Consider the following 22,639-nt stretch of genomic DNA (forward strand, 5'->3'; position numbering starts at 1 on the left):
ACAAGTCGCAAGTCATCCGCCCACCGAGCCAACGCTCAAGACTTGCGCTAAAGGGGAATTTGTTTGTTAAACTATTATTTAACTTAAAAAAATATGGTCGGTACGCTTATCACAGTTGGCGGATGGTTAACTGGTAAATTATTAGATAAAGGATTCGATGAACTTTATTCATCTGTAAAAGAGAGTAAGTCAATAAATAAAAAGTTTTATACTGCCGTAGATATCGTTTCCAAAGACTTGCAAACACAGTATCCAGATGTCCTTGATGGAAATATTAAATATTTCTTTAAATCCGAAAAAGTATTTAATGAATTATTCAAATTGCTTTTCAAGTCGTCCAAATTAAATAAAAAAAAGATCGCCCAATCTTTTGACACAAATACATTGCCAAAAGATTTCATCTTAAAGTTTGTTTCAGCTCTAAAGATCGAGCTACTAAAAGACAAATTATTTGATGAAATTTTTTCAAACAATGAATTATATTTTATTTTCCAGGGGATCGAAAAAAACATAAAGCTTATTGCAAAAAATACGACCATAAGTGCAAAAGAATTAAGAGAAATAAAAGAAATTGTAATCAAAAAATTTGACGACAATTTCAATTTTGACGAATTTAAAGACCTATATACTAAAAATGCGCTGAACTCACTTTCACAAATTAATTTCCTCGGCTTAGGACTAGACAGTTCAAAAAAAATCCACCGAAAGAACTTACAAGATATTTTTATTCGGCCACTTTGCCAGCCTCTCGGCAAGTCAAGTAAAATTAATGTTTTAGAAGATTTTGATGAAGATGACGTGGACGATGCAATTGACTATTCGCGCATAATCAGTTACCATAACAAAATAGTAATCCTTGGTAATCCTGGAGCCGGAAAATCTGTATTGGTAAGATCTTTAATGTGTGACATATTATCAAACAATAGGAAAGCTTTTTTGGAGCCCGGCATTTGTAACTTAGTCCCATTTCGTATTGAGTTAAGAAAATATATAGCTTATAAAAAAGAAAATAAAGGCTCAATACTGAAATATCTATCATACAGCTTAGAAACTGACTATCAGATTAATAATATAACCGAATCTACTATAAACGAAATTTTCGTTCATTTTAACTGTATTATCTTTTTTGATGGTTTGGATGAGATTTTCAACATTATTGATAAAATTGAAGCTAAAACCGATATCGAAAACTTTCAAAATAAATATGCATGCCTAAAATCTATAACCACGTCGCGAATTATAGGATACGAAGAAACTAGCTTAAACGAATCTTTTCAAGAACTTCTTATTAGGAAGTTTAACGATGACCAAATAGAAGAATATGTAACCAAATGGTACGAAAAAGAAGAAGATAATGATCACATTCGCGGACAGGAGGTATCTGGCTTTCTATACAAAAGGCATGAAATAGACCGAGAATTAATAACAAATCCTCTTTTGCTATCATTAATTGTAATCATTTATCGTAACGCGTTAAAAATTCCAGAATCAAAGTTAGAAATATACCAAAGTTGCACAAAAACGCTCGTCGATAAATGGGAAGCGTTAAAAAATTTAAAGTTTGATTTAGATCCCGAAGTGCTAAAAAGCAAAGATAAATTATTAGCAGATCTAGCATATTGGCAATATGAAAAATTAAGTGGCGATACCCCCCAGATAACTTATGAATTAGCTAAAAACACGGTTGCTATCAGCTTAGAAAGATTAGAGATTGCTGATAATTTCAATAGCGAATCGATTGCTGAAGAATTTATGAATTATGCGTCAAAACGATCTATTTATTTTGAGGATAATTTTACACATAAAACTTTCTTAGAATACTATACAGCATACTGGATTTACTCAAATGTCGAAAAAGCACACGATATTAAAAAAAGAGATGAGATAATAACCAAGTATATAGGGAATCCTTTTTGGAATATAGTCCTTGAGCTTTTATTCAATTTAATTGACAAAGACTTGGGAACAAATAGTGTCATTGATTCGATTGTAACAGATCAAATAAAGACGAGTTCTAAATCCATACCTTTTTTACTATCAGTTTGCTTGAATATTAAAAATATCAGCAAAAATTCGATTGCTTATATTATTTCATCTGCAATAGAAACGACTTTAAATAACTATTCTAAAAACAAAGATCCTCATATTTTCCCAGCTGTAGAATCATTTTACTTCAGAAATGTTAAGTCTAAAAATTTGCTTAAAGAAAAATTTAAAGAGCTAGAAATTGCTTTTAAAGAAGATGAAATAAATCAACTTAAGCTATATACTCTTTACGCAGAACTAAATTTATCATACAGGGTTTTAGGGAATGAATCTTTTGAATTAACAGCTATAGAAACATATCAAAATCTCCTTTCTAAAGATGATTATTTATACATGGTTAATATGTATGCTTTCACTTCTGGTGAAACTTTTTTAGAAGATTTTTTATTATTCCTTGAAATTTTTGATCAGGACAAAGTTTTTACGGGTTACGATTCGAGATATCAAGAATTAAGATTTGGAGAACTGTTTATCTCGATGATTTATAGATTAATGGAAAAAGAAGAATCTATAATTTCAGATTATATAGTGCGATACGACAAGGCTGGGCTTAATTTTGATAAAATGATCAAATTTTTAGCGGCTAACGAGCAGAACTTTCATTTTAATAAAAGGCATTTGGAAAAGCTTATCACTACAATATCTTTCGTGGAAAACTTGGCAGTTAAGAAAATTCTGTTTTTAATATTAATATCATTTAATAGCGTTAGGTATATAAATAGAGTTAAGTCTACCAAATTACTTCTAGACAATTTTAAATACAAAACCCTTCTTACATGTTTGATAGATACAAAATTATCGTTTTCTGAAAAAGTAGATGAAATACTTTTACTAGTTTAATGTTACCTGCCCTTCTGTACACCGCAGGGGTCCTCGTCGAGAGCCCTCTGCTACCGCAAGCACTTCCCGCTGCCACAGGCCTCCTGGCCTGTGCGCCCGTATGCAAATCACGATGCTGTTGTAAAGCACAAAGTCCCAATCCCACCCACAGCTTGCGTTAGGGGGTGTAGCGTATACCGGACAGGTGGCTAAGGCCTGTGCAGTATGAGCGGAAAACCCGGCCCGCAGGGAACGCCAGGATAAGAGTCAAGAGATTAGAATCAAGAATTAAGACAGCTGCAAATAGTAGTAATTAGCAATACTGATTTGCATTAACCAACAAGCACCCCCATCAAATCAGTATTCGCAGAAGCAGGCAGAAGAATCGACTTTAAAATATCGGCCGAAATGGCGGTAATTGGCTGTTCTGCTTAGGATGCCATCAAAGCCGGGTGAGTTTTTTAAATTTTGTTTAAGGTAAGCAATTACTTCGTTAATTGAATTGATGCCTTTTTTGCAATTTATGGCTTTAAAGAAAACGAGCTTGCCATGGAATAAAATGCAGATGTTTGAAAAGGACTCATACTGGTATAACGGTGCAAAATGGTAAATATGCCCCTCTTTAAAACTGACTACTCTTTTGGTGGAGTTATTTAAAGTATCTACCAGATCGTAAACAAAAAAGGCAAGGGGCTTTTTCCCTTTTACTCCAAATTGCGTGAATGGATCTTTGAAATCATAAGAAGGAGCGAAACGTTTTTTGAGTTGTGTTAATACTTTACAAAAGCTGTTCAAAACCCTGGTGTGCCGGTACTGGTAAAGGCCAACTGAATCAGGATGTACGCTGTGGTTGCCCCTGGCAGTATTTCGGGCTGATGCGGATGCCTGCAGGAGGATGGAAAGCAGTAACAGGGATATCAATTTCATTTTGGGTGGATAAGGGGTTAATGGGTTGGCGTGCATTGTTGCCTGGGCATTTACAAATAAACGAAAACCTCCCGGAGTTTTTGGCTTCGGGAGGCTTTGATATTTTGGGGTAAGCAATTGGTCTTGTACGGCATGCGAGGAGGTTGCTTCGTGCCTCGCAATGACATGGTGGGATTGGCATGGCGGCCAGGCCTTTGCCCGCGTCCTTCGACAGGCTCAGCATGACCGGCCCTTTTTATACTCACCACTCAAACTCACTACTACACGCAGGGCACACGCGACAAGCGTGCGCCAGCGGTGGCTATTTAATAAAAACCGGTTTTAAAACTATTTACTAAGTATTTCCAATAATTCCACCTCAAAAATCATTATAACAGCCCCAAGTGGAAAATTAGGATCGGCTGGCCTGTCGCGCAGCTGTGTATCGGCACCCAGGGATGGCGGAATAGTAAACCTGTATTTACTGCCCGGGCTCATTAGTTTCAAGCCTTCGCCCAAGCCCGGAGCCAAAAATGTCATCGAGAGGTTTACCGGGCCTGCCAGCCCTTCAGCCCTCATTACCTGGTTACCAACAATCATTGTTCTTTTAAACTTATAGCTCACCTTGTCTGATAATGTGGGCTTGATGCCGGCCTGTGGTTGAAGAATCTCGTATTGCAGACCGCTTGCCGTGGTGGTTACACCTGGCTTCAACTTGTTGTCGGCCAAATAGCGGGCTGCCTGTTGTACCTTTATCGCTGTAGCATTAGAAGGCTGTACTGGCGGGGCGGGCGCCGGCGGCGCGGCAGGCGTAGGCGGCGGAGTGGTTGCAGACGAACGGGCAGGTGCCGGTTGCGGTTTTGGCGGGGTGGTTTTTACCGTTGCATTGTAGCCTTTAACCCCGCCCGGCGCCCCGGCTGTAATTGCCCATGGTCCAAACCAGCCGTCCCGGCTGTTGTTGTTAGTAAGCGCTGTGTACTGTCCGTTTTTCCACAGCATATAGTTGCTATTGGACTGATCAATGCCCACGATATAAACGTCATTGCCAGATACGGCTATCGACTTAGGATACGGGCTTGCATACTGGTCTGCACCTCCGGTCAGGCCCATCTGCCGGCCATTTTTCCAGTACTTTCCCACGCCGCCATTTCCGTAACCCGGGTATAGGCCTTTCATTTTATAGGAGCCTATTATTCCTGTTACATACACATCATTGCCGGCCACGGCTATTGCCGTAGCTAAGCTTTCTTCAGAAGTAAGTATGGTAGTAGTGCCGTTTTTCCAGTAAGCCGCCTTGCTGTCTTTAGAACCTACGGCATATACATTCCCATTTACTACCTCTATTTTTTCTACCCTATCCAATCCGTTATTAAGCGATTGTACCAGTTGCCCATTTTTCCAATATATAGGCCCGTAACCATAAGCAACCCGGCCTATGATGTACAGGTCATCGCCAACCACCTTCATGGAAACAATAGTTGTTTCGTTTTCGTATCCGTTATCCTCCAAAGGTTGCGGTAACAACACTTCCTGCCCGTTTTTCCAATACCTGGGCTGCTCCTGATCTCTTCCTTTGCTCCCGTCATGGAGGAAAAGTTTTTTATATCCGGTTCCTCCCACGTAAACGTCATTCCCAGCTACGGTTATTGCCGATGCGGCTCCATAAGACACCGAAGTGCTTGCAAGCTGCACCAACTGGCCATTTTTCCAATACACTGCCTTTCTGCCCAGGCAGCCGGCAATATAAACGTCGTTACCCACTACACATATAGCGGCACCGTAACTTTCTTTCGTACTTTCATCCGCGCCTGTGAGTGGCAAACCCGGCTTCATATTTTTAAAATACGAGGCCATATAATATTCTCCATTGCCATTACCAACCCCTGCCATATAAATATCGGGCACACTTTGCGGTCTGGCTTTTTTTACTTGGGCTTCGGCGGTAAGTAAGGTAGTGAATAAATTTGCAAAAATTAGAAAAACAAGCAGGGGTAACTGTTTTGTAACCATTGTTTTATGAAAATTGTGAAGGGCTATTTAAATAAGTTAACAATAAAATTACAAACTAAAAACTATAATCAAAATAGCTTAGTGATCAAAGTAATTACAAATATTTCTGTCCTGTGGGATGCCGAAACAAGTTCGGCACGACTTGGGAGTAAACAAAAAGCCTCCCGGAGTTTTTGTCTTCGGGAGGCTTTGATATTTTGGGGTAACCGATTGGGCTTGAACGGCATGCGAGGAGTTTGCTTCGTGCCTCGCAATGACATGGTGGGATTGGCATGGCGGTTATGCATGGCGGCCAGGCCTTTGCCCACGTGCTTCGACAGGCTCAGCATGACCGGTTCTTTTTACCTTTTACCTTTTACCTTTCGCCTTTTACCTTTCACCTTTACCCTTTCACCTTAAACAAGGTACTCAAACAAGGTTTGATCTTTATTCAACTCGATGACATCGAAACGGTGGGCGGCCATGCGGTTGAGCAGGGCGGGATAATCGCCTGCGTTGCGCAGTTCGATGCCTACCAGGGCGGGGCCGTTTTCTTTTTCGGTTTTTTTGATGAACTCGAAACGGGTAATATCATCCTGGGGGCCTAATACGTTGTTCACAAACAGTTTCAAGGCTCCCGGGCGCTGTGGAAAGCGAACGATGAAGTAATGTTTCAGGCCTTCATACAGCAGCGATTTTTCTTTGATCTCCTGCATGCGGGCAATATCGTTGTTGCCCCCGCTGATAACGCAAACTACTTTTTTGCCTTTTATCTTGTCCTTGCAGGCATCCAGCACGGCTACAGATAGGGCACCGGCAGGCTCCACTACTATGGCGTCTTCGTTGTATAGCTTGAGTATAGTGGTGCACACTTTGCCTTCGGGTACCAGCAGCATTTCGTCCAATACTTCGTGGCATAGGTTGTAAGTGAGTTTGCCTACGCATTTTACGGCGGCGCCATCTACAAAGCGGTTAATCTCTTTTAAGGTGGTTGGTCCACCGTGTTCAAAAGCTTCCAGCATTGATGGGGCGCCTTCGGGCTCTACCCCTACCAGGTAAATGCCTGGCACGTGTTGCTTAAGGTAGGTACCTGTGCCGGCCGCTAAACCGCCACCGCCAATGGGCATAACGATGGCTTCGATACCGGGCAGGTCCTGCAATATCTCTACCCCTACTGTTCCCTGGCCTTCTATAATGCGGTAATTATCAAAAGGCGGGATAAACGTCATCTGGTGGGCTTCGGTGTATATCAAAGCCTCGCGCAGGCAGTCGTCAAACGTATCGCCGGTTAAAATGATCTCGATATTGCCCTTGCCGTGCATTTCAGTTTGGGTAACTTTTTGCTTGGGGGTAATTTCGGGCATAAAAATTACGCCTTTGGTACCCAGGCGGCTGCAGCTAAAGGCTACGCCCTGCGCGTGGTTGCCCGCGCTGGCGCAAACTACGCCGCGGTCCAGCTCGTCCTGTGTTAGCTGGCTGATCATGTTATAAGCGCCGCGCAGTTTGTATGAGCGTACTATTTGTAAGTCTTCGCGTTTTAAATATAGTTCGCACTCGTATTTGGCCGATAAGCCTGCGTTATACTCCAGTGGAGTGCGTTTAACAACCCCCTTCAATCGTTCGTAAGCCGAATCGAAATCGAGCAGGCTTTTAGTTTCGGTTTCCATTATTAATTTTTTACCAGCCTGTGGGCCATTAAGCCTTGCAGGTCTTCGTCATTTATATCCAGCTTGACATCGGCAAGCGTTAAAAACTTGTTGTATACCTGGGCAAGTTCCTCTTTATCCAAACTAAAGCCAAGGCGTTCCAAATGGAACTTCAGAGCATGCCTGCCGCTGCGCGCGGTTAGCACTATTGTGGCGCTCGGAAAGCCTACATCTTCAGGGCGAATGATCTCGTAATTTTCACGCATTTTCAGGAAACCATCCTGGTGAATACCCGAGCTATGCGCAAAGGCGTTGCTGCCTACGATAGCCTTATTAGGCTGTACCGGCATGCGCATTTGCGTGCGGATCATCTGACTTAGTTCATAAAACCTTTTGGAATCGATATTGGTTTTCAAGCCCAATACCTGGTGTACTTTCAGTATCATGACCACTTCTTCGATAGAAGTATTGCCCGCGCGTTCGCCAATGCCGTTGATGGTACCTTCTATCTGGCGGGCACCGTTTTGTAAGCCCGCGATTGAGTTGGCGGTGGCCAAACCCAAATCGTTATGGCAATGTACCGAGATAATGGCCTTATCGATATTTTTAACGTTCTCTTTCAGGAATCTGATCTTGGCGCCGTACTGATCGGGCAGGCAATAGCCATTGGTATCGGGGATGTTAACCACGGTAGCACCGGCGGCAATAACAGCCTCCACCATCTGGGCCAGGTACACCACATCGGCACGGCCGGCATCCTCGGCATAAAACTCAATATCTTCTACCGCGCGTTTGGCATATTTTACAGCTTCAACGGCACGCTCCAAAATCTCCTCGCGGGTGCTGTTAAATTTATGCTTAATGTGCATATCCGACGAGCCGATACCGGTATGGATACGCGGGTGTTTGGCATATTTTAATGATTCGATAGCGGCATCAATATCGCCCTTGTTGGCACGGGTAAGCGCGCAAACGGTGGGGTTGGTTACCGCCTTCGAGATCTCAACAACACTCTGAAAATCTCCCGGACTTGAAACCGGGAAACCGGCCTCAATAATATCCACGCCCAGTAGTTCCAGTTCTTTTGCTATCTCAATCTTTTCGGGGGGGGTTAACTGGCACCCTGGTACCTGCTCGCCATCGCGAAGCGTGGTATCAAAAACATAAACGCGGTTGGGATCGTGTAACATATTCTTTTCCTTTTTATTATTTGTTGTACGTAATACGTTTTAAGTTTTACGTTTATTCCTTTATTTAACACAATGTACGTAAAACGTATTACGTACAACGTATAACCTACTCCTTCACAGCTACAAACCTTAGCCTCTTATAATCGGCATACCATTGGCCGTTTTCGTTATAGTAGGGTTCCAGTTTTTTGGTGATCTCGGCTAATATTTGTTCTTTTTCTTCTTCGGGAATGCCTTCTAAAAACTGGGCGCCAAACATGGTTACCCATTTGGCTACGCCCTGGTCGCCATCCTGCAGCGGGGTTTTACGGTCGTAGTGCGCCGTAAAGGTTACCCGGAAACCGTGGTCTTCCAATAGTTTGGCATACTCGGCTGTGGATGGAAAATACCATACTTTGGTTTCGGCTTTATCAGGATACCCGTGATTTTGCAGTACCAGGCGGATGGCTTCCAGTAGTTTGGCAACGTTGCCTTTGCCACCCATCTCGGCCACAAAGCGGCCTCCGGGTTTAAGGGCATTGTAAATACTTTTGATAGCGCCATTGGCATCTAAAACCCAATGCAGGGCTGCGTTGCTAAAAACGGCATCGTACTTTTGCTCGGTATAAAAATCGGCGGCGTTCTCTACCGCGAAATCAACACCGGGGAACAGTTTTTTGGCCTGCGCAATCATATCCGGCGAATAGTCGGTGCCTTTTACAATGGCGCCTTTATCCTGTATCTGCTTGGTTAAATGGCCGGTGCCGCAGCCAATATCCAGGATATGTTCGCCGGGTTTAACATCCAGCAAAGCCAAAACATCCTCCCCGTATTGAAATACAAAGGAATGTTTCTGGTCGTATAAATCAGCGTTCCACTTCATATAGCCCCCTCTAAATCTCCCCCGGTAGGGGAGACTTTTTGATTTTTTATATTACAAATAATAGCCCCTTCTAATTCTCCTCTGTTAGAGGAAATCTTTTTAAGGTAGACTTTTTAAAGCCCTCCCTACCGGGGAGGGTTGGGTGGGGCCAAATACTCCAATACTTTTTGGCCCATTGCTTTGGTACCTAAAATTTTGGCTTTGTCGGTATTTGCATCGGCAATATCGCCGGTGCGGTAGCCTTCTTTCAGCGTTTTATCGATGGCCGATGTAATTAGTTTGGCTTCGTCTTTAAGGCCGAAGCTAATTTCTAACATCAAAGCTACAGATAATATAGATGCCAGCGGGTTGGCTTTATCCATGCCGGCAATATCATGTGCCGAACCGTGGATAGGCTCAAAAAAGCCGGTACCATCGCCAATTGATGCCGATGCCAGCATGCCCATCGAGCCTGCAATCTGCGATGCTTCGTCGGTTAGGATATCACCAAAAAGGTTGGCGGTTAATACCACATCAAACTTTTTAGGATTTTTAACCAGCTGCATAGCGGCATTATCGATAAACATGTGTTCGGTTTCAACCTCGGGATAGTTTTTGGCTATCTCCTGTACCACTTCGCGCCACAGGCGTGAAGCCTCCAGCACATTGGCCTTATCTACTGAACATAATCTTTTACCACGAACCATGGCAGCTTCGTAAGCTTTGATGGCGATGCGCTCTACCTCGTAACGGGAATAAATCATCAGGTCGGAAGCTGTATTCCGGTCCTCGCTGCGTTTTTTCTCGCCGAAGTAAACGTCGCCGGTAAGTTCCCGGAAGAAAAGTATGTCGGTACCTTTCAAAATTTCCGGTTTAAGGCTTGATGCATCCAGCAGCTCATCAAATAACATGATAGGGCGAAGGTTGGCATACAAGCCCAGTTCTTTACGGATCTTCAATAATCCCTGCTCGGGGCGAACCTTTGCCGATGGATCATTATCATATTTGATGTGACCGATGGCGCCAAATAAAATGGCGTCGCTGGCTTTGGCTTTTGCCAAAGTTTCATCGGGCAGCGGGTTACCTGTAGCCTCGATACCGGCGTGGCCCATCAGGGCTTCGTCGAAAGTAAACTCATGGCCAAAATCATGGCCAATTTTTTCTAAAACCGCTTTACCCCAGGTAGTAACCTCGGGGCCTATCCCGTCGCCGGGTATTACTAAAATGTGTTTTTTCATGAAGCCCAGCCCCCTAACCCCCTGAAGGGGGAATGTTTTGTTATAGTTTAATATTATGATAGCGGTTTTATGCCGCGTATTTCTTTTAGTTTCATTACCATGCGCCCGGCATCGGTTGCTACCCATTCGGTGTATTCATCGATAGCCAGCAGGCGCAGTTCGTCGTCAATATAGCCTTCCTCTACCATTTGTTTCGACATGGCTACTTTAGCCCAGATGCCTGCTTTGTTGGTAAAGTTTTCTTCGCCTTTTTGGTAAACCTCGTCGGCGTTAAACTCCGCAATGTTGATAAAGCCGGCTTCCTCAAAATATCCGGGCAGGTCTTCGGCAATGTGGTTGTTCATACCGGCATCACCGCGCCATCTCAAAAAGGTGGCATAAAACCGCAGCATGCTTGGCGGCGGTTGCGGTTGCCATTCCAGCGCTTCGTGGTTATAATCTAATATAGATACCGTACCACCCGGTTTTAACAGCGAGTACATTTTTTTTAAGGCCTCTACCGGGTTGTTTAACCATTGTAAAACCCTTGCCGCCACAATCAGGTCGAATTGCCCTTCCGGCTCGTAAGCAAACAAGTCGGTATAAATCAAATCGAGATTTTTAACATCCGCATAAGTTTCCTTTCCGCTTTGGATAAAGAACTCGGTATTATCAATGCCCGTGACGTGACCAGTATCACCTACTTTGGCAGCTATATCTTTAGATATCGCCCCCGTACCACAACCCACATCCAAAACCCGCAGACCAGGCTTGAGTGCAGACGTCAGCGTTGCATAGTCATTAGCCAAACTACGTTCGTCAAATAACTTGGCGGTGCCTTTACCTTCTCTGTGAATTGTTTTGTTCATTGGTTCACTGGTTCATTAGTTCATTGGTCTTGTCGGCCGGGGCTTTTTTTGCCTTTCGCCTTTAACCTTTCAGTTTTTACCTTTTTTGGAGCCTTTTGCCTTTCAGCTTTTACCTCTCGCTCTCAAATTCGGCTATCAATTCCTTTTTGCTCAGGATGTAGTCGATATCGTCGTAGCCATTGGTCATGCAGGCTTTTTTGTAGGGGTTAACCTCAAAGCTTTCCTGCTCGCCGGTTGGCACCAGGCGGATGAACTGGTCTACCAGGTCAATCTCAACTACAGCATGCTCATCGGCATAAACCGCGTCGAAGATCTTCTTTAAAAAATCTTCGCTCACCTGTACGGGCAGCAAGCCATTGTTCAGGGCGTTGCCTTTAAAAATATCGGCAAAAAAGCTGCTTACCACAGCATCAAAGCCATAATCTGCTATAGCCCAGGCCGCATGCTCGCGGCTACTGCCGCAACCGAAGTTTTTACCTGCAACCAGGATCTTGCCGCTGTAATTTGGGTTGTTAAGTACGAAATCCTGTTTAGGATTATCATTCTCGTCAAAACGCCAATCGCGAAACAGGTTATTGCCAAATCCCTCGCGGGTAGTGGCCTTCAAAAACCGCGCAGGGATAATCTGGTCCGTATCGATATTCTCGATAGGCAAAGGCACCACGCTGGTTTGTATGTGTTTGAATATTTTGGTACTCATAATGTTTCTTTTTTCTGAACCGGAATTTGTCGAATTTTTAGAATTACACGAATTTTAGAATTTTTTTGAGTTGATATTTAGAATTCTGAAAATTCAATTAATTCGTTTAATTCCGGTTCAGACACCCTCCGGTTTATATTTTTTATTCAACAATCTTTTAAACTGCAGGCTTTTACTTCCAAAATTTATAAGTAAACCTGTTTTGATATTGTACGCTTCGAGATAGTTAATGCCTTGTGCAAGGTGAACATCCTCTAATAAAATAATAGCTTTCAGTTCCACCATTATCTCACCCTCTACAAAAAATCAACCCGTCTCGTGCCGATCTGCTCATTTCTGTAAAAGATTGGCATTTCCATCTCTCTTGTAAACACCAGACCTTCTAAAGCCATTTCTATTTCTAAGGCTCTTTGATATATCGCTTCCTGAAAGCCGTTACCCAAAAAAGAATGAACCCGCATTGCACAACCAATAATTCGGCTTGTACAATCTTTAAATTCTTCGGGCGTCTTTTTAAAGGTGTCCATTTTGTAATTTTTCTGAACCGGAATTTGCCGAATTTTGGAATTACACGAATTTTAGAATTATTAAAACTCGTGTAATTCTGGTTCAAACATTATTGAAGCGACTTTTAAAATTCTGTTAATTCAATAAATTCGTTTAATTCCGGTTCAGACAACTGATTCAGACAAAAAGCTCCTTATATCCGTCACCTTCCCCGTAATTGCACTTGCTGCCGCTGTGAGCGGGCTGGCCAGAAAGGTACGGCTGTTTGGCCCTTGTCTTCCTTCGAAGTTACGGTTTGAGGTGGATACGCAGTATTTACCTGCCGGGATCTTGTCTTCGTTCATGCCTAAACATGCGCTGCAGCCTGGTTCGCGGAGCGGGAAGCCGGCCTCGTTAAATATTTTATCCAGTCCTTCGCGGATAGCTTGTTCCTGTACTTGTTTAGAGCCTGGAACTACCCATACGGTAACGTTATCTGCCTTGTGTTTGCCTTTTACAAATTCGGCCACCTGGCGCAGGTCTTCTATGCGCGAGTTGGTGCAGCTGCCGATGAACACATAATCAATAGGTTTGCCTAATAATTGTTCATCATCATGCAGGCCCATGTAATCAAGGGCTTTTTTGTATGATCCCTGTTCTTTTGCCTCAAATGAAGCCGTTTCGGGAACGTGTTGTGTAACGCCAATGCCCATACCGGGGTTTGTTCCGTAGGTAATCATTGGCTCAATATCTTCGGCTTTAAAGGATAATACTTCATCAAACAGAGCATCTTCGTCAGAGTATAAAGTTTTCCAGTAAGCTACTGCTTTGTCCCACTCTTCGCCTTTAGGGGCAAATTCGCGGCCTTTTACATATTCAATAGTTGTATCATCGGGGGCTATCAATCCGCAACGGGCACCCATCTCAATGCTCATGTTACAGATGGTCATGCGGCCTTCCATACTCAACGCGCGGATGGTATCGCCTGCATACTCCACAGCATAACCTGTACCGCCTGCGGCCGAGATCTTTGAAATGATGTACAGGATAATATCTTTAGCGCCAACACCTTTTTGCAACTTGCCGTTTACTTCAATTTTCATGCGTTTTGGGCGCGATTGCAGTAAACACTGGGTGGCCATTACCTGCTCAACCTGCGAGGTACCTATACCAAACGCTATGGCACCAAAGGCGCCGTGGGTTGAAGTATGGCTATCGCCGCAAACATAAGTACCACCGGGACGGGTAATACCCAGCTCGGGCCCAATTACGTGCACAATACCCTGGAAAGGATGACCTAAACCATAAAGCTCGATACCAAATTCTGCACAGTTTTTGGTGAGCATATCAACCTGGTAACGGGAAAGTTCTTCTTTTATCGGGAGGTGCTGATCAATTGTAGGAACGTTATGATCGGCAGTGGCCACGGTTTGTTTTGGCCTGAAAACCGGTAACCCCCGTGTACGCAAACCATCAAATGCCTGCGGACTGGTTACCTCGTGTATGAAGTGTGTGTCGATGTATAAAATATCCGGAAAACCCTCGTTGCTACTGACGACGTGCGCATCCCAAATTTTATCAAATAATGTTTGTCCCATATTAGTATTTCTTTAGTAACGTCATTGCGAGGAACGAAGCAATCCTCGATTTGCAAATCCGCTCTGCATAGTTTGGGATTGCTTCGTACCTCGCAATGACGTGTGGTGAGTTTGTTTTAAAAGCTTTCGCCTTTTACCTTTCGGCTTTCACCTTTTTATTATGCTTCTACAACCTGGTTTTCAGGGCGTAAGCTGCGTACGGTTTTACCGGCTTGCCATAATTCGCTTTCGCGTAATTCTTTCAGTTCGGCATCCAATTTCTCGCGGTAATCAGGCTGGCTGTTTGAATCGATAGAACGTTGTGATTCAAAACCGGTTGCAACGCTTTTGTACAGGTCTTCAAATACTGGTTTAGTAGCGTCACGGAATTTTTTCCACCAATCTAAAGCACCACGTTGTGCTGTAGTTGAGCAGTTTGCATACATCCAATCCATACCATTTTCTGCAACTAAAGGCATTAATGATTGGGTTAACTCTTCAACTGTTTCGTTGAAAGCTTCAGATGGCGTGTGGCCATTGCTACGCAATACTTCGTACTGAGCAGCGAAGATACCCTGGATACAGCCCATCAGCGTACCACGCTCGCCGGTTAAATCGCTGTATACTTCTTTTTTGAAGTTGGTTTCAAATAAGTAACCGCTACCAACAGCAATACCTAATGAAATTACACGCTCAAACGCTTTACCTGTAGCATCCTGGAAGATTGCGTAGCTTGAGTTTAAACCACGGCCTTGCAGGAACATACGGCGTAATGAAGTACCCGAACCTTTAGGAGCAACCAAAAATACGTCAACATCGGCAGGAGGAACGATGCCTGTCTGCTCGTTAAAAGTGATACCAAACCCGTGAGAGAAGTATAACGCTTTACCCGGAGTAAGGTGTTTTTTTACAGTTGGCCATAAAGCTATCTGGGCAGCATCGCTTAATAAGTAGCAAATTACTGTTCCTCTTTGTAAAGCCTCTTCAATTTCAAAAAGGGTTTCGCCCGGTACAAAGCCATCGCTTACAGCTTTGTCCCAGGTTTTGGTGCCTTTACGCTGACCAACAATAACGTTGATGCCATTGTCTTTTTGGTTTAGCGCCTGGCCCGGACCTTGAACGCCATAGCCAATTACTGCTACAACTTCATCTTTTAGTACTTCCTGAGCTTTTGATAAAGGGAACTCATCGCGGGTAACCACATTTTCTTCGGTACCGCCGAAATTTAATTTTGCCATTGTTTTTTGATTTTTTGTGATCTCACCGATTAAGAATGATTTCACCGATTTTATTGTTAAAGTTTATATTAAAGTTGGGATTTCACCGATTAAGGATGATTTCACCGATTTTGATTATTATTAATTTTTTAGGCTATCTACCCGTCATTGCGAGGTACGAATCAATCCCCGATGCGCTAAGTCCCACATAGTTTGGGATTGCTTCGTACCTCGCAATGACGGTATTTTAGAACATTGGTTTAACTATTCCATTGGGCAGCCGACCTTTTGCCTTTCAGCTTTAGCCTTTCACCTCAAAACTTACATCGTAAATACTTTTTGTCCCTGGTTTAAATATTCGTTCTCAATAACGTCTTCGCCCGGTTCAAGGCGTTCAAACTCGCGCAATTTACGGTTAAATCCGTCACTATCTTTAATAATTGCAACACGGGCGCTGCGTACAAATTCAATCAGGCCGTATGGCTGTAAAATACTGATCAGGTTATCTGTTTCTTCGCGGTGACCGGTGGTTTCAAACACGGTGTAATCTTTACGGATCACTACCGCGCGGGCGCCATTTTCGCGCAACAAGCGCTCAACGCTTACCTTTTCTGCAATTACGTCTGTCGATACTTTATATAACGCCATTTCCTGCCAAATCACATCTTCGTTGGTATGATAATAGCATTTTAATACCTCAACCTGTTTTTCTATCTGGCGGGTAAGCTTGCGTACCACATCTTCCGATTCGGTGATCACAATATTGAAGCGGTGAATGCTTTCAATCTCAGATGGAGAAGTATTCAAACTATCAATATTGATTTTACGGCGCGTAAATATAATAGCTATCCGGTTTAATAAACCAATCTGGTTTTCTGTATAAACCGTGATATTAAATTCCTGTTTTTCTGTATCCTGGGTCATGATTTCTTTTTTTTAGTTCCCCCTTCAGGGGGTTAGGGGGCTTATTTTAACCTGATCTCGCTTACACTGCAACCTTGCGGTACCATCGGGAATACGTTATTCTCTTTGGTAACCATTACTTCTAAAAGGAATGACCCTTTGTTGCTCAGCATTTCATTTAATGCCGATGGAAGATCCTTACGGTCGTCAATTACTTTACCGGGGATTCGGTACGCTGCTGCAAGGGCCACAAAATCGGGGCTTTGGATGTCAACAAACGAGTAACGGCGCGAGTTAAACAATTCCTGCCATTGCCTTACCATACCCAGGAAACGGTTATTCAGGATGATGATTTTTACATCGATGCCGCTTTGCATAATAGTACCCAATTCCTGGCAGGTCATCTGGAAACCGCCATCGCCAATAATAGCTACTACGGTACGGTCCTGAGCGCCAAATTTAGCGCCTATAGCGGCCGGTAATGCAAAGCCCATAGTACCAAGGCCGCCGCTGGTAACGTTGCTGCGGGTGTTGTTAAACTGCGCGTAACGGCAAGCCACCATCTGGTGCTGGCCAACGTCGGTAACAATTACGGCTTCACCTTTAGTTATTTCATTTAATTGTTTAATAACCTCGCCCATGGTCATTTCGGCCGTAGTTGGGTTAAGTTCTTTTTCAATTACCTGTTCTACCTCCTGGCGGGTGTAATCATTAAATTTTGCCAGCCATTCGGTATGTTGTTTTTCATCAACCAGGGCAGTAAGCAAGGGCAAGGTTTCTTTACAATCGCCCCAAACAGGTACGGTCGATTTTACGTTTTTGTCAATCTCGGCCGGGTCGATATCCAGGTGCACAACTTTTGCCTGTTTGGCATATTTATCAAGGCGGCCGGTTACCCGGTCGTCAAAACGCATACCTATGGCAATTAACACATCGCATTCGTTAGTTAATACGTTGGGGCCGTAGTTACCGTGCATGCCCAGCATACCCACATTTAAAGGGTGATCTGTAGGGATGGCACCAGCTCCTAAAACAGTCCACGCTGCAGGAATACCGCTTTTTTCAACAAAAGTCTTAAACTCCTGCTCGGCACTGCCCAAAATTACGCCTTGCCCAAAAAGGATAAAAGGTTTTTTAGCCTGGTTAATTAAGGCAGCGGCTTCCTGTATATACTGCGGCCTAACTATTGGCTTTGGCCTGTAGCTGCGGATATGATTGCAGGGTGTATAACCTTTATAGTTAAATAACTGGATCTGCGCGTTTTTTGTAATATCGATCAATACCGGTCCGGGGCGGCCGCTTTTGGCAATGTAAAATGCCTTGGCAATCACTTCAGGAATCTCGTTAGCATCAGTTACCTGGTAGTTCCATTTGGTTACCGGGGTAGTAATGTTAATTACATCGGTTTCCTGGAAAGCATCGGTACCTAAAAGGTGCGCGAAAACCTGGCCGGTGATACATACCAATGGTGTGCTATCAATTTGGGCATCGGCCAGGCCTGTTACCAGGTTAGTTGCACCGGGGCCGCTGGTTGCAAACACAACACCCACTTTACCGGATGTACGCGCATAACCCTGCCCCGCATGTATCCCCCCCTGCTCATGGCGGACCAGGATATGGTTCAGCTTATCATTGTAATCAAACAAAGCATCATAAATGGGCATAATTGCACCACCCGGATAGCCGAAGATGGTATCAACACCTTCAACAATCAATGCCTCCAATAATGCTACCGATCCTGAAACTTCAACAATGGTTTCTGTAGGTTTTGTTTCAGTAAGTACTTCTTGTATAGCTTCCATAACCGCTTATTTTTGTTTTACGTTGAACGTTTTACGTTCTACGTCTTGTTTTATTTAATATTTTGTTCTTTTATTCACGTACAACTTAAAACGTCATACGTACCACCTCTTAAGGCATTTCGTCTGTTACGCAACCTTCAGCAGCCGAGCTAACTGTTTTGGCGTAACGGTATAATAAACCTTTGGTTGCTTTTAAAGCGGGCTGTTTCCAGGCGGCTTTACGTGCTGCCATTTCTTCGTCGGATAGTATTACATTGATGGTATTTGTTGTTGCATCAATAATAATTTTATCATCGTCGTTAATTAAGCCGATGGCGCCCCCGTCAAAAGCTTCGGGGGTGATGTGGCCCACCACAAAACCGTGTGTGCCGCCGCTAAAGCGCCCGTCGGTAATTAATGCTACCGAGCTGCCTAAACCTGCACCAAAAATGGCCGATGTTGGCTTAAGCATTTCGGGCATACCGGGCGCGCCTTTAGGGCCTACGTTGCGGATAACCACCACATCACCTTTTTTGACTCGGCCGCTTTGTATGCCATGTATCAGTTCAAACTCGCCATCAAACACGCGGGCAGGGCCTTCAAAATGGGTACCCTCTTTACCGGTAATTTTGGCTACGCTGCCACCCTCGGCAATATTGCCGTAAAGTATCTGTAAGTGACCGGTAGCTTTAACAGGTTTTTCAACCGGCCATATAATTTTTTGTGTATCAAACTCCAGTTCGGGCACATCTGCCAGGTTTTCGGTAATTGTTTTACCGGTAACAGTAAGGCAATCGCCATGTAACCAGCCTTGCGCCAAACAGTATTTCATTACAGCCGGCACACCGCCAATGTTGTGCAAATCTTCCATCATGTATTTACCGCTTGGTTTCATATCGGCCAATACCGGGATACGGTTACTTACTGTTTGGAAATCGTCCTGGGTTAATTTAACATCAACACTTTTGGCCATCGCAATCAGGTGCAATACTGCATTGGTTGAGCCGCCCAATACCATAATAATCACCATCGCATTTTCAAATGCCTCGCGGGTCATGATGTCTGATGGTTTGATGTCTTTCTCCAGCAATATTTTGATAGCCTTGCCTGCTGCCAGGCACTCCGCTTTTTTATCTTCGCTTAATGCCGGGTTTGATGATGAGTAAGGCAAACTCATTCCTAAAGCTTCAATAGCTGCGGCCATTGTATTAGCTGTATAAATACCACCGCATGCGCCCGCGCTTGGGCAGGCATTTTTAATGATGCCCATAAAATCAACATCCTCAATAGTACCGGCCATCCTTTTGCCTAAAGCCTCAAATGCCGATACAATGTTCAGATCTTCGCCTTTCCAATGGCCTGGTTTAATAGTACCGCCATATACCATAATTGACGGGCGGTTTAAACGCCCCATAGCCATAACAGAGCCTGGCATGTTTTTATCGCAACCAGGCAAAGTAATTAAACCATCATAATACTGTGCGCCTGTAACTGCTTCAATAGAATCGGCGATAATATCGCGGCTCACTAACGAGTAGCGCATACCTTCGGTACCATTACTCATGCCATCACTTACACCAATGGTATGGAATATAAGGCCTACCATATCCTCATCCCAGATACCTTGTTTAACTATCTTAGCCAAATCGTTCAGGTGCATGTTACAAGTGTTACCATCGTAACCCATACTTGCCACACCAACCTGGGCTTTGCGCATATCATCGTCTGTTAACCCAATACCATAAAGCATGGCCTGGGCGGCCGGCTGTGTTGGATCCTGGGTAAAAGTTTTGCTATACTTATTCAATTCTATAGCCGCTGTAGTATCTGATGATGAACTCATTTTTATTTGGTATGATAGAAGTTTTTATAAAATATTCTTGTTGTTGACCAGGTTTATATGATTGCTCGAATCAATAAACGTAAGGTAGATATAGCAACCGCGAATAACAATAGTCAGGATTTATTTTTTCAAAAAGTATAATATATCTTAATTTATTAATTTAACAATATAAAATTACGAATTAACAATAATTAAAAGAACATAATTTTTAACAAAATAGACCAAAGTTCAAAACGGTATTCGGTACATATTTTATGCATGCATAGTAAATTGCCGATTTTCTTCCTGAAATGGGGTTGGTGACTGAAAAAGTTTTTTAAATATGCCTTTAAATGTACAGGTTTCAGATGTGCAGATATGCAGATGCCGTATACTACATTATTTTTTGAATTTGCCATTTGACATACGCAATTCTATCTTCTTTATTCCTTCGATAAAAACAACCTTGTTAAGAAAAAAATTCAACCAAAAAAAAAACGTCCGGGTGCTATACCCGGACGTTTTTTCTGAAAAATAAGGGTATAGTTTATTTATGCAGAATTCCTTCGGCTAAAATAATGACCTTATTATTTAATGCTTCAACTACGCCGCCTTTGATAAAAAACACTTCTTCTTTACCGGCGTTGCCTCCACGTACAACCAGTTTACCATCCTGTAAGGTTGATATGATAGGCGCATGGTGGTTTAATATTTCAAATAATCCCAAGGTACCAGGTACGGTAACCGATGTGGCTTCGCCCTCGTAGATCTTTTTATCGGGAGTAAGAATTTCTAAAGTCATTTTTATTTAGATTCAAGAATCAAGAATCAAGAGTTAAGACTTTTTTTCTCTTCTCTTGATTCTTGATTCTTATGTCTTGATTCTATTAGTTATTAGCTTCTGCCAATAATTTTTTGCCTTTTTCAATGGCATCTTCAATGCTACCAACTAAGTTGAATGCACCTTCTGGGTACTCATCAACTTCGCCGTCCATGATCATGTTGAAACCTTTGATGGTATCTTTAATGTCAACCAATACACCTTTTAAACCGGTGAACTGCTCGGCAACGTGGAACGGCTGAGAAAGGAAACGCTGAACACGGCGTGCGCGTGATACAACCAGTTTATCTTCTTCAGATAATTCGTCCATACCCAGGATGGCGATGATATCCTGGAGCTCTTTGTAACGTTGCAGGGTTTCTTTAACGCGTTGAGCAGTATTGTAATGCTCATCACCCAAAATAGCCGGGCTAAGGATACGTGATGTAGAATCCAATGGATCCACAGCAGGGTAAATACCAAGCTCTGCAATTTTACGTGAAAGTACGGTTGTTGCATCTAAGTGGGCAAATGTTGTTGCCGGTGCAGGGTCGGTCAAGTCATCCGCAGGTACGTAAACGGCCTGTACAGATGTAATTGAACCACGTTTGGTTGAAGTAATACGCTCTTGCATGGTACCCATCTCTGTTGCCAGTGTTGGCTGGTAACCTACCGCAGATGGCATACGACCTAATAACGCTGATACTTCAGAACCTGCTTGTGTAAAGCGGAAAATGTTGTCGATAAAGAAAAGGATATCGCGACCTTTGCCATCCTCATCACCATCGCGGAAATACTCGGCAATAGTTAAGCCTGATAAAGCTACACGTGCACGTGCACCAGGAGGCTCGTTCATTTGACCGAACACGAAGGTTGCTTTTGAATCTTTCATCATTTCGGTATCTACTTTAGATAGATCCCAGCCACCTTCTTCCATTGAATGCATAAATGCATCACCATATTTTATAATGCCTGCTTCAAGCATCTCGCGCAAAAGGTCATTACCTTCACGTGTACGCTCGCCAACACCTGCAAATACAGATAAACCTGCATAAGCTTTCGCGATGTTGTTGATAAGCTCCTGAATTAATACTGTTTTACCTACACCGGCACCACCAAACAAACCAATTTTACCACCTTTTACATAAGGCTCTAGCAAATCAATTACTTTGATACCGGTAAACAATACTTCAGTTTCGGTAGATAAATCCTCGAAACGTGGAGGGGTATTGTGGATAGGGCGGCCATTGGTTTTGTCAAGATCAGGTATACCATCGATAGCATCGCCTACTACGTTAAATACACGGCCTTTAATGTTTTCGCCAATTGGCATTTTGATAGCCGATTCCAAATCCAAAACTTTCATGCCGCGTAGCAATCCGTCTGTTGAATCCATCGCAATCGCGCGTACACGATCTTCACCTAAATGCTGCTGAACTTCTAAAATGATTTTTTGGCCATTATCTTTCGTGATCTCTAACGCGTCATAAATTTTAGGGAGATGAGCGTCATCAGCGAAACTTACGTCAACTACCGGACCGATGATCCGTGATATTTTTCCAATGTTTGGCATATATAACCTGGTGTTTAAGAATTTTCCTTTTTAATAGTATCCTGCTTGTAAAATATAAGATGCTATTTCAGAGGCGCAAAGATAAAGTTTCTATCCCAATTTTAAAATAGAAAGTCAACATTTAGAATTGATTTTTAAGTGGCATAGCTAAATAAAAAAAATCCATCCTAATAATTGTTAAAATATTAGTCGTATTGCGCAACAATACAAATAGTTATCTCGTAAAAATAACTCCTA

Annotated in this window: 17 protein-coding genes and 1 pseudogene; 2 read left to right on the top strand and 16 right to left on the bottom strand. The window is 43.1% G+C overall.

The window, feature by feature from the left end:
* Window positions 1–93 precede the first annotated feature (93 nt).
* A complete protein-coding gene (locus FSB76_RS07310) occupies window positions 94–2,886 on the top strand; it encodes an NACHT domain-containing protein (protein WP_147052959.1) in 2,793 nt (930 codons plus the stop codon).
* Between the two features lie 336 nt (window positions 2,887–3,222).
* Here the strand turns inward: FSB76_RS07310 and FSB76_RS07315 are convergent, their stop codons facing one another.
* Together FSB76_RS07315 and FSB76_RS07320 are read right to left on the bottom strand one after the other, a co-directional pair.
* The gene (locus tag FSB76_RS07315) at window positions 3,223–3,792 is read right to left on the bottom strand and encodes a hypothetical protein (protein WP_147052960.1); all 570 of its coding nucleotides are present in this window, start codon (window positions 3,790–3,792) and stop codon (window positions 3,223–3,225) included.
* 327 nt (window positions 3,793–4,119) lie between these two features.
* Window positions 4,120–5,781, bottom strand: coding sequence for an FKBP-type peptidyl-prolyl cis-trans isomerase N-terminal domain-containing protein (locus tag FSB76_RS07320; protein ID WP_147052961.1), 1,662 nt, complete (start codon window positions 5,779–5,781; stop codon window positions 4,120–4,122).
* A 6-nt stretch (window positions 5,782–5,787) separates the two neighbouring features.
* Here FSB76_RS07320 and FSB76_RS07325 point away from each other — a divergent pair, with 6 nt between their 5' ends.
* A complete protein-coding gene (locus FSB76_RS07325) occupies window positions 5,788–6,180 on the top strand; it encodes a hypothetical protein (RefSeq protein WP_147052962.1) in 393 nt (130 codons plus the stop codon).
* On the opposite strand, the gene ilvA is transcribed toward FSB76_RS07325, so the two are convergent.
* The 14 genes and pseudogenes from ilvA to atpD all read right to left on the bottom strand — a co-directional run bounded on the left by ilvA (window position 6,177) and on the right by atpD (window position 22,402).
* Window positions 6,177–7,427, bottom strand: a complete 1,251-nt coding sequence (gene ilvA, locus FSB76_RS07330) for a threonine ammonia-lyase IlvA (RefSeq protein ID WP_147052963.1) — start codon at window positions 7,425–7,427, stop codon at window positions 6,177–6,179. The two genes, FSB76_RS07325 and ilvA, sit on opposite strands and share 4 nt — an antisense overlap.
* Before the next feature lie 2 nt (window positions 7,428–7,429).
* Window positions 7,430–8,596, bottom strand: a complete 1,167-nt coding sequence (locus tag FSB76_RS07335) for a 2-isopropylmalate synthase (protein WP_147052964.1) — start codon at window positions 8,594–8,596, stop codon at window positions 7,430–7,432.
* Between the two features lie 106 nt (window positions 8,597–8,702).
* Window positions 8,703–9,458 carry a methyltransferase domain-containing protein gene (locus FSB76_RS07340; protein ID WP_147052965.1) on the bottom strand — a complete coding sequence of 252 codons (756 nt, stop codon included), beginning with the start codon at window positions 9,456–9,458 and terminating at the stop codon, window positions 8,703–8,705.
* A 125-nt stretch (window positions 9,459–9,583) separates the two neighbouring features.
* A complete protein-coding gene (leuB, locus tag FSB76_RS07345; RefSeq protein ID WP_147052966.1) occupies window positions 9,584–10,675 on the bottom strand; it encodes a 3-isopropylmalate dehydrogenase in 1,092 nt (363 codons plus the stop codon).
* Between the two features lie 53 nt (window positions 10,676–10,728).
* Window positions 10,729–11,523: a methyltransferase domain-containing protein gene (locus FSB76_RS07350; protein ID WP_147052967.1), complete on the bottom strand. Its 795-nt coding sequence runs from the start codon at window positions 11,521–11,523 to the stop codon at window positions 10,729–10,731.
* 109 nt (window positions 11,524–11,632) lie between these two features.
* Window positions 11,633–12,223, bottom strand: a complete 591-nt coding sequence (leuD, locus tag FSB76_RS07355; protein WP_147052968.1) for a 3-isopropylmalate dehydratase small subunit — start codon at window positions 12,221–12,223, stop codon at window positions 11,633–11,635.
* Between the two features lie 117 nt (window positions 12,224–12,340).
* Window positions 12,341–12,750: pseudogene (locus tag FSB76_RS32940) on the bottom strand (GxxExxY protein).
* Between the two features lie 144 nt (window positions 12,751–12,894).
* Window positions 12,895–14,307, bottom strand: a complete 1,413-nt coding sequence (gene leuC / locus FSB76_RS07365) for a 3-isopropylmalate dehydratase large subunit (RefSeq protein WP_147052969.1) — start codon at window positions 14,305–14,307, stop codon at window positions 12,895–12,897.
* Between the two features lie 158 nt (window positions 14,308–14,465).
* Window positions 14,466–15,524: a ketol-acid reductoisomerase gene (ilvC, locus tag FSB76_RS07370; protein ID WP_147052970.1), complete on the bottom strand. Its 1,059-nt coding sequence runs from the start codon at window positions 15,522–15,524 to the stop codon at window positions 14,466–14,468.
* A gap of 300 nt (window positions 15,525–15,824) precedes the next feature.
* The gene (ilvN, locus tag FSB76_RS07375) at window positions 15,825–16,427 is read right to left on the bottom strand and encodes an acetolactate synthase small subunit (protein WP_147052971.1); all 603 of its coding nucleotides are present in this window, start codon (window positions 16,425–16,427) and stop codon (window positions 15,825–15,827) included.
* A gap of 41 nt (window positions 16,428–16,468) precedes the next feature.
* A complete protein-coding gene (gene ilvB / locus FSB76_RS07380; RefSeq protein ID WP_147052972.1) occupies window positions 16,469–18,208 on the bottom strand; it encodes a biosynthetic-type acetolactate synthase large subunit in 1,740 nt (579 codons plus the stop codon).
* 109 nt (window positions 18,209–18,317) lie between these two features.
* Complete coding sequence (ilvD, locus tag FSB76_RS07385; protein WP_192910134.1) at window positions 18,318–20,030, bottom strand: dihydroxy-acid dehydratase; 1,713 nt, start codon at window positions 20,028–20,030, stop codon at window positions 18,318–18,320.
* Between the two features lie 526 nt (window positions 20,031–20,556).
* Window positions 20,557–20,811 (bottom strand): ATP synthase F1 subunit epsilon, encoded by a 255-nt coding sequence (atpC, locus tag FSB76_RS07390; RefSeq protein ID WP_090643187.1) that lies wholly within the window; start codon window positions 20,809–20,811, stop codon window positions 20,557–20,559.
* An 85-nt stretch (window positions 20,812–20,896) separates the two neighbouring features.
* The gene (gene atpD / locus FSB76_RS07395; protein WP_090643183.1) at window positions 20,897–22,402 is read right to left on the bottom strand and encodes a F0F1 ATP synthase subunit beta; all 1,506 of its coding nucleotides are present in this window, start codon (window positions 22,400–22,402) and stop codon (window positions 20,897–20,899) included.
* Window positions 22,403–22,639 lie beyond the last annotated feature (237 nt).

The organism is Mucilaginibacter ginsenosidivorax, from assembly GCF_007971525.1.
Taxonomy (GTDB): Bacteria; Bacteroidota; Bacteroidia; order Sphingobacteriales; family Sphingobacteriaceae; genus Mucilaginibacter; species Mucilaginibacter ginsenosidivorax.

What these genes read in the sequence shown, in the direction of transcription:
- FSB76_RS07310 (WP_147052959.1), top strand. Translation starts at nt 94, where the DNA reads ATGGTCGGTACGCTTATCACAGTTGGCGGATGGTTAACTGGTAAATTA.
- FSB76_RS07315 (WP_147052960.1), bottom strand. Translation starts at nt 3,792, where the DNA reads ATGAAATTGATATCCCTGTTACTGCTTTCCATCCTCCTGCAGGCATCC.
- FSB76_RS07320 (WP_147052961.1), bottom strand. Translation starts at nt 5,781, where the DNA reads ATGGTTACAAAACAGTTACCCCTGCTTGTTTTTCTAATTTTTGCAAAT.
- FSB76_RS07325 (WP_147052962.1), top strand. Translation starts at nt 5,788, where the DNA reads ATGAAAATTGTGAAGGGCTATTTAAATAAGTTAACAATAAAATTACAA.
- ilvA (WP_147052963.1), bottom strand. Translation starts at nt 7,427, where the DNA reads ATGGAAACCGAAACTAAAAGCCTGCTCGATTTCGATTCGGCTTACGAA.
- FSB76_RS07335 (WP_147052964.1), bottom strand. Translation starts at nt 8,596, where the DNA reads ATGTTACACGATCCCAACCGCGTTTATGTTTTTGATACCACGCTTCGC.
- FSB76_RS07340 (WP_147052965.1), bottom strand. Translation starts at nt 9,458, where the DNA reads ATGAAGTGGAACGCTGATTTATACGACCAGAAACATTCCTTTGTATTT.
- leuB (WP_147052966.1), bottom strand. Translation starts at nt 10,675, where the DNA reads ATGAAAAAACACATTTTAGTAATACCCGGCGACGGGATAGGCCCCGAG.
- FSB76_RS07350 (WP_147052967.1), bottom strand. Translation starts at nt 11,523, where the DNA reads ATGAACAAAACAATTCACAGAGAAGGTAAAGGCACCGCCAAGTTATTT.
- leuD (WP_147052968.1), bottom strand. Translation starts at nt 12,223, where the DNA reads ATGAGTACCAAAATATTCAAACACATACAAACCAGCGTGGTGCCTTTG.
- leuC (WP_147052969.1), bottom strand. Translation starts at nt 14,307, where the DNA reads ATGGGACAAACATTATTTGATAAAATTTGGGATGCGCACGTCGTCAGT.
- ilvC (WP_147052970.1), bottom strand. Translation starts at nt 15,524, where the DNA reads ATGGCAAAATTAAATTTCGGCGGTACCGAAGAAAATGTGGTTACCCGC.
- ilvN (WP_147052971.1), bottom strand. Translation starts at nt 16,427, where the DNA reads ATGACCCAGGATACAGAAAAACAGGAATTTAATATCACGGTTTATACA.
- ilvB (WP_147052972.1), bottom strand. Translation starts at nt 18,208, where the DNA reads ATGGAAGCTATACAAGAAGTACTTACTGAAACAAAACCTACAGAAACC.
- ilvD (WP_192910134.1), bottom strand. Translation starts at nt 20,030, where the DNA reads ATGAGTTCATCATCAGATACTACAGCGGCTATAGAATTGAATAAGTAT.
- atpC (WP_090643187.1), bottom strand. Translation starts at nt 20,811, where the DNA reads ATGACTTTAGAAATTCTTACTCCCGATAAAAAGATCTACGAGGGCGAA.
- atpD (WP_090643183.1), bottom strand. Translation starts at nt 22,402, where the DNA reads ATGCCAAACATTGGAAAAATATCACGGATCATCGGTCCGGTAGTTGAC.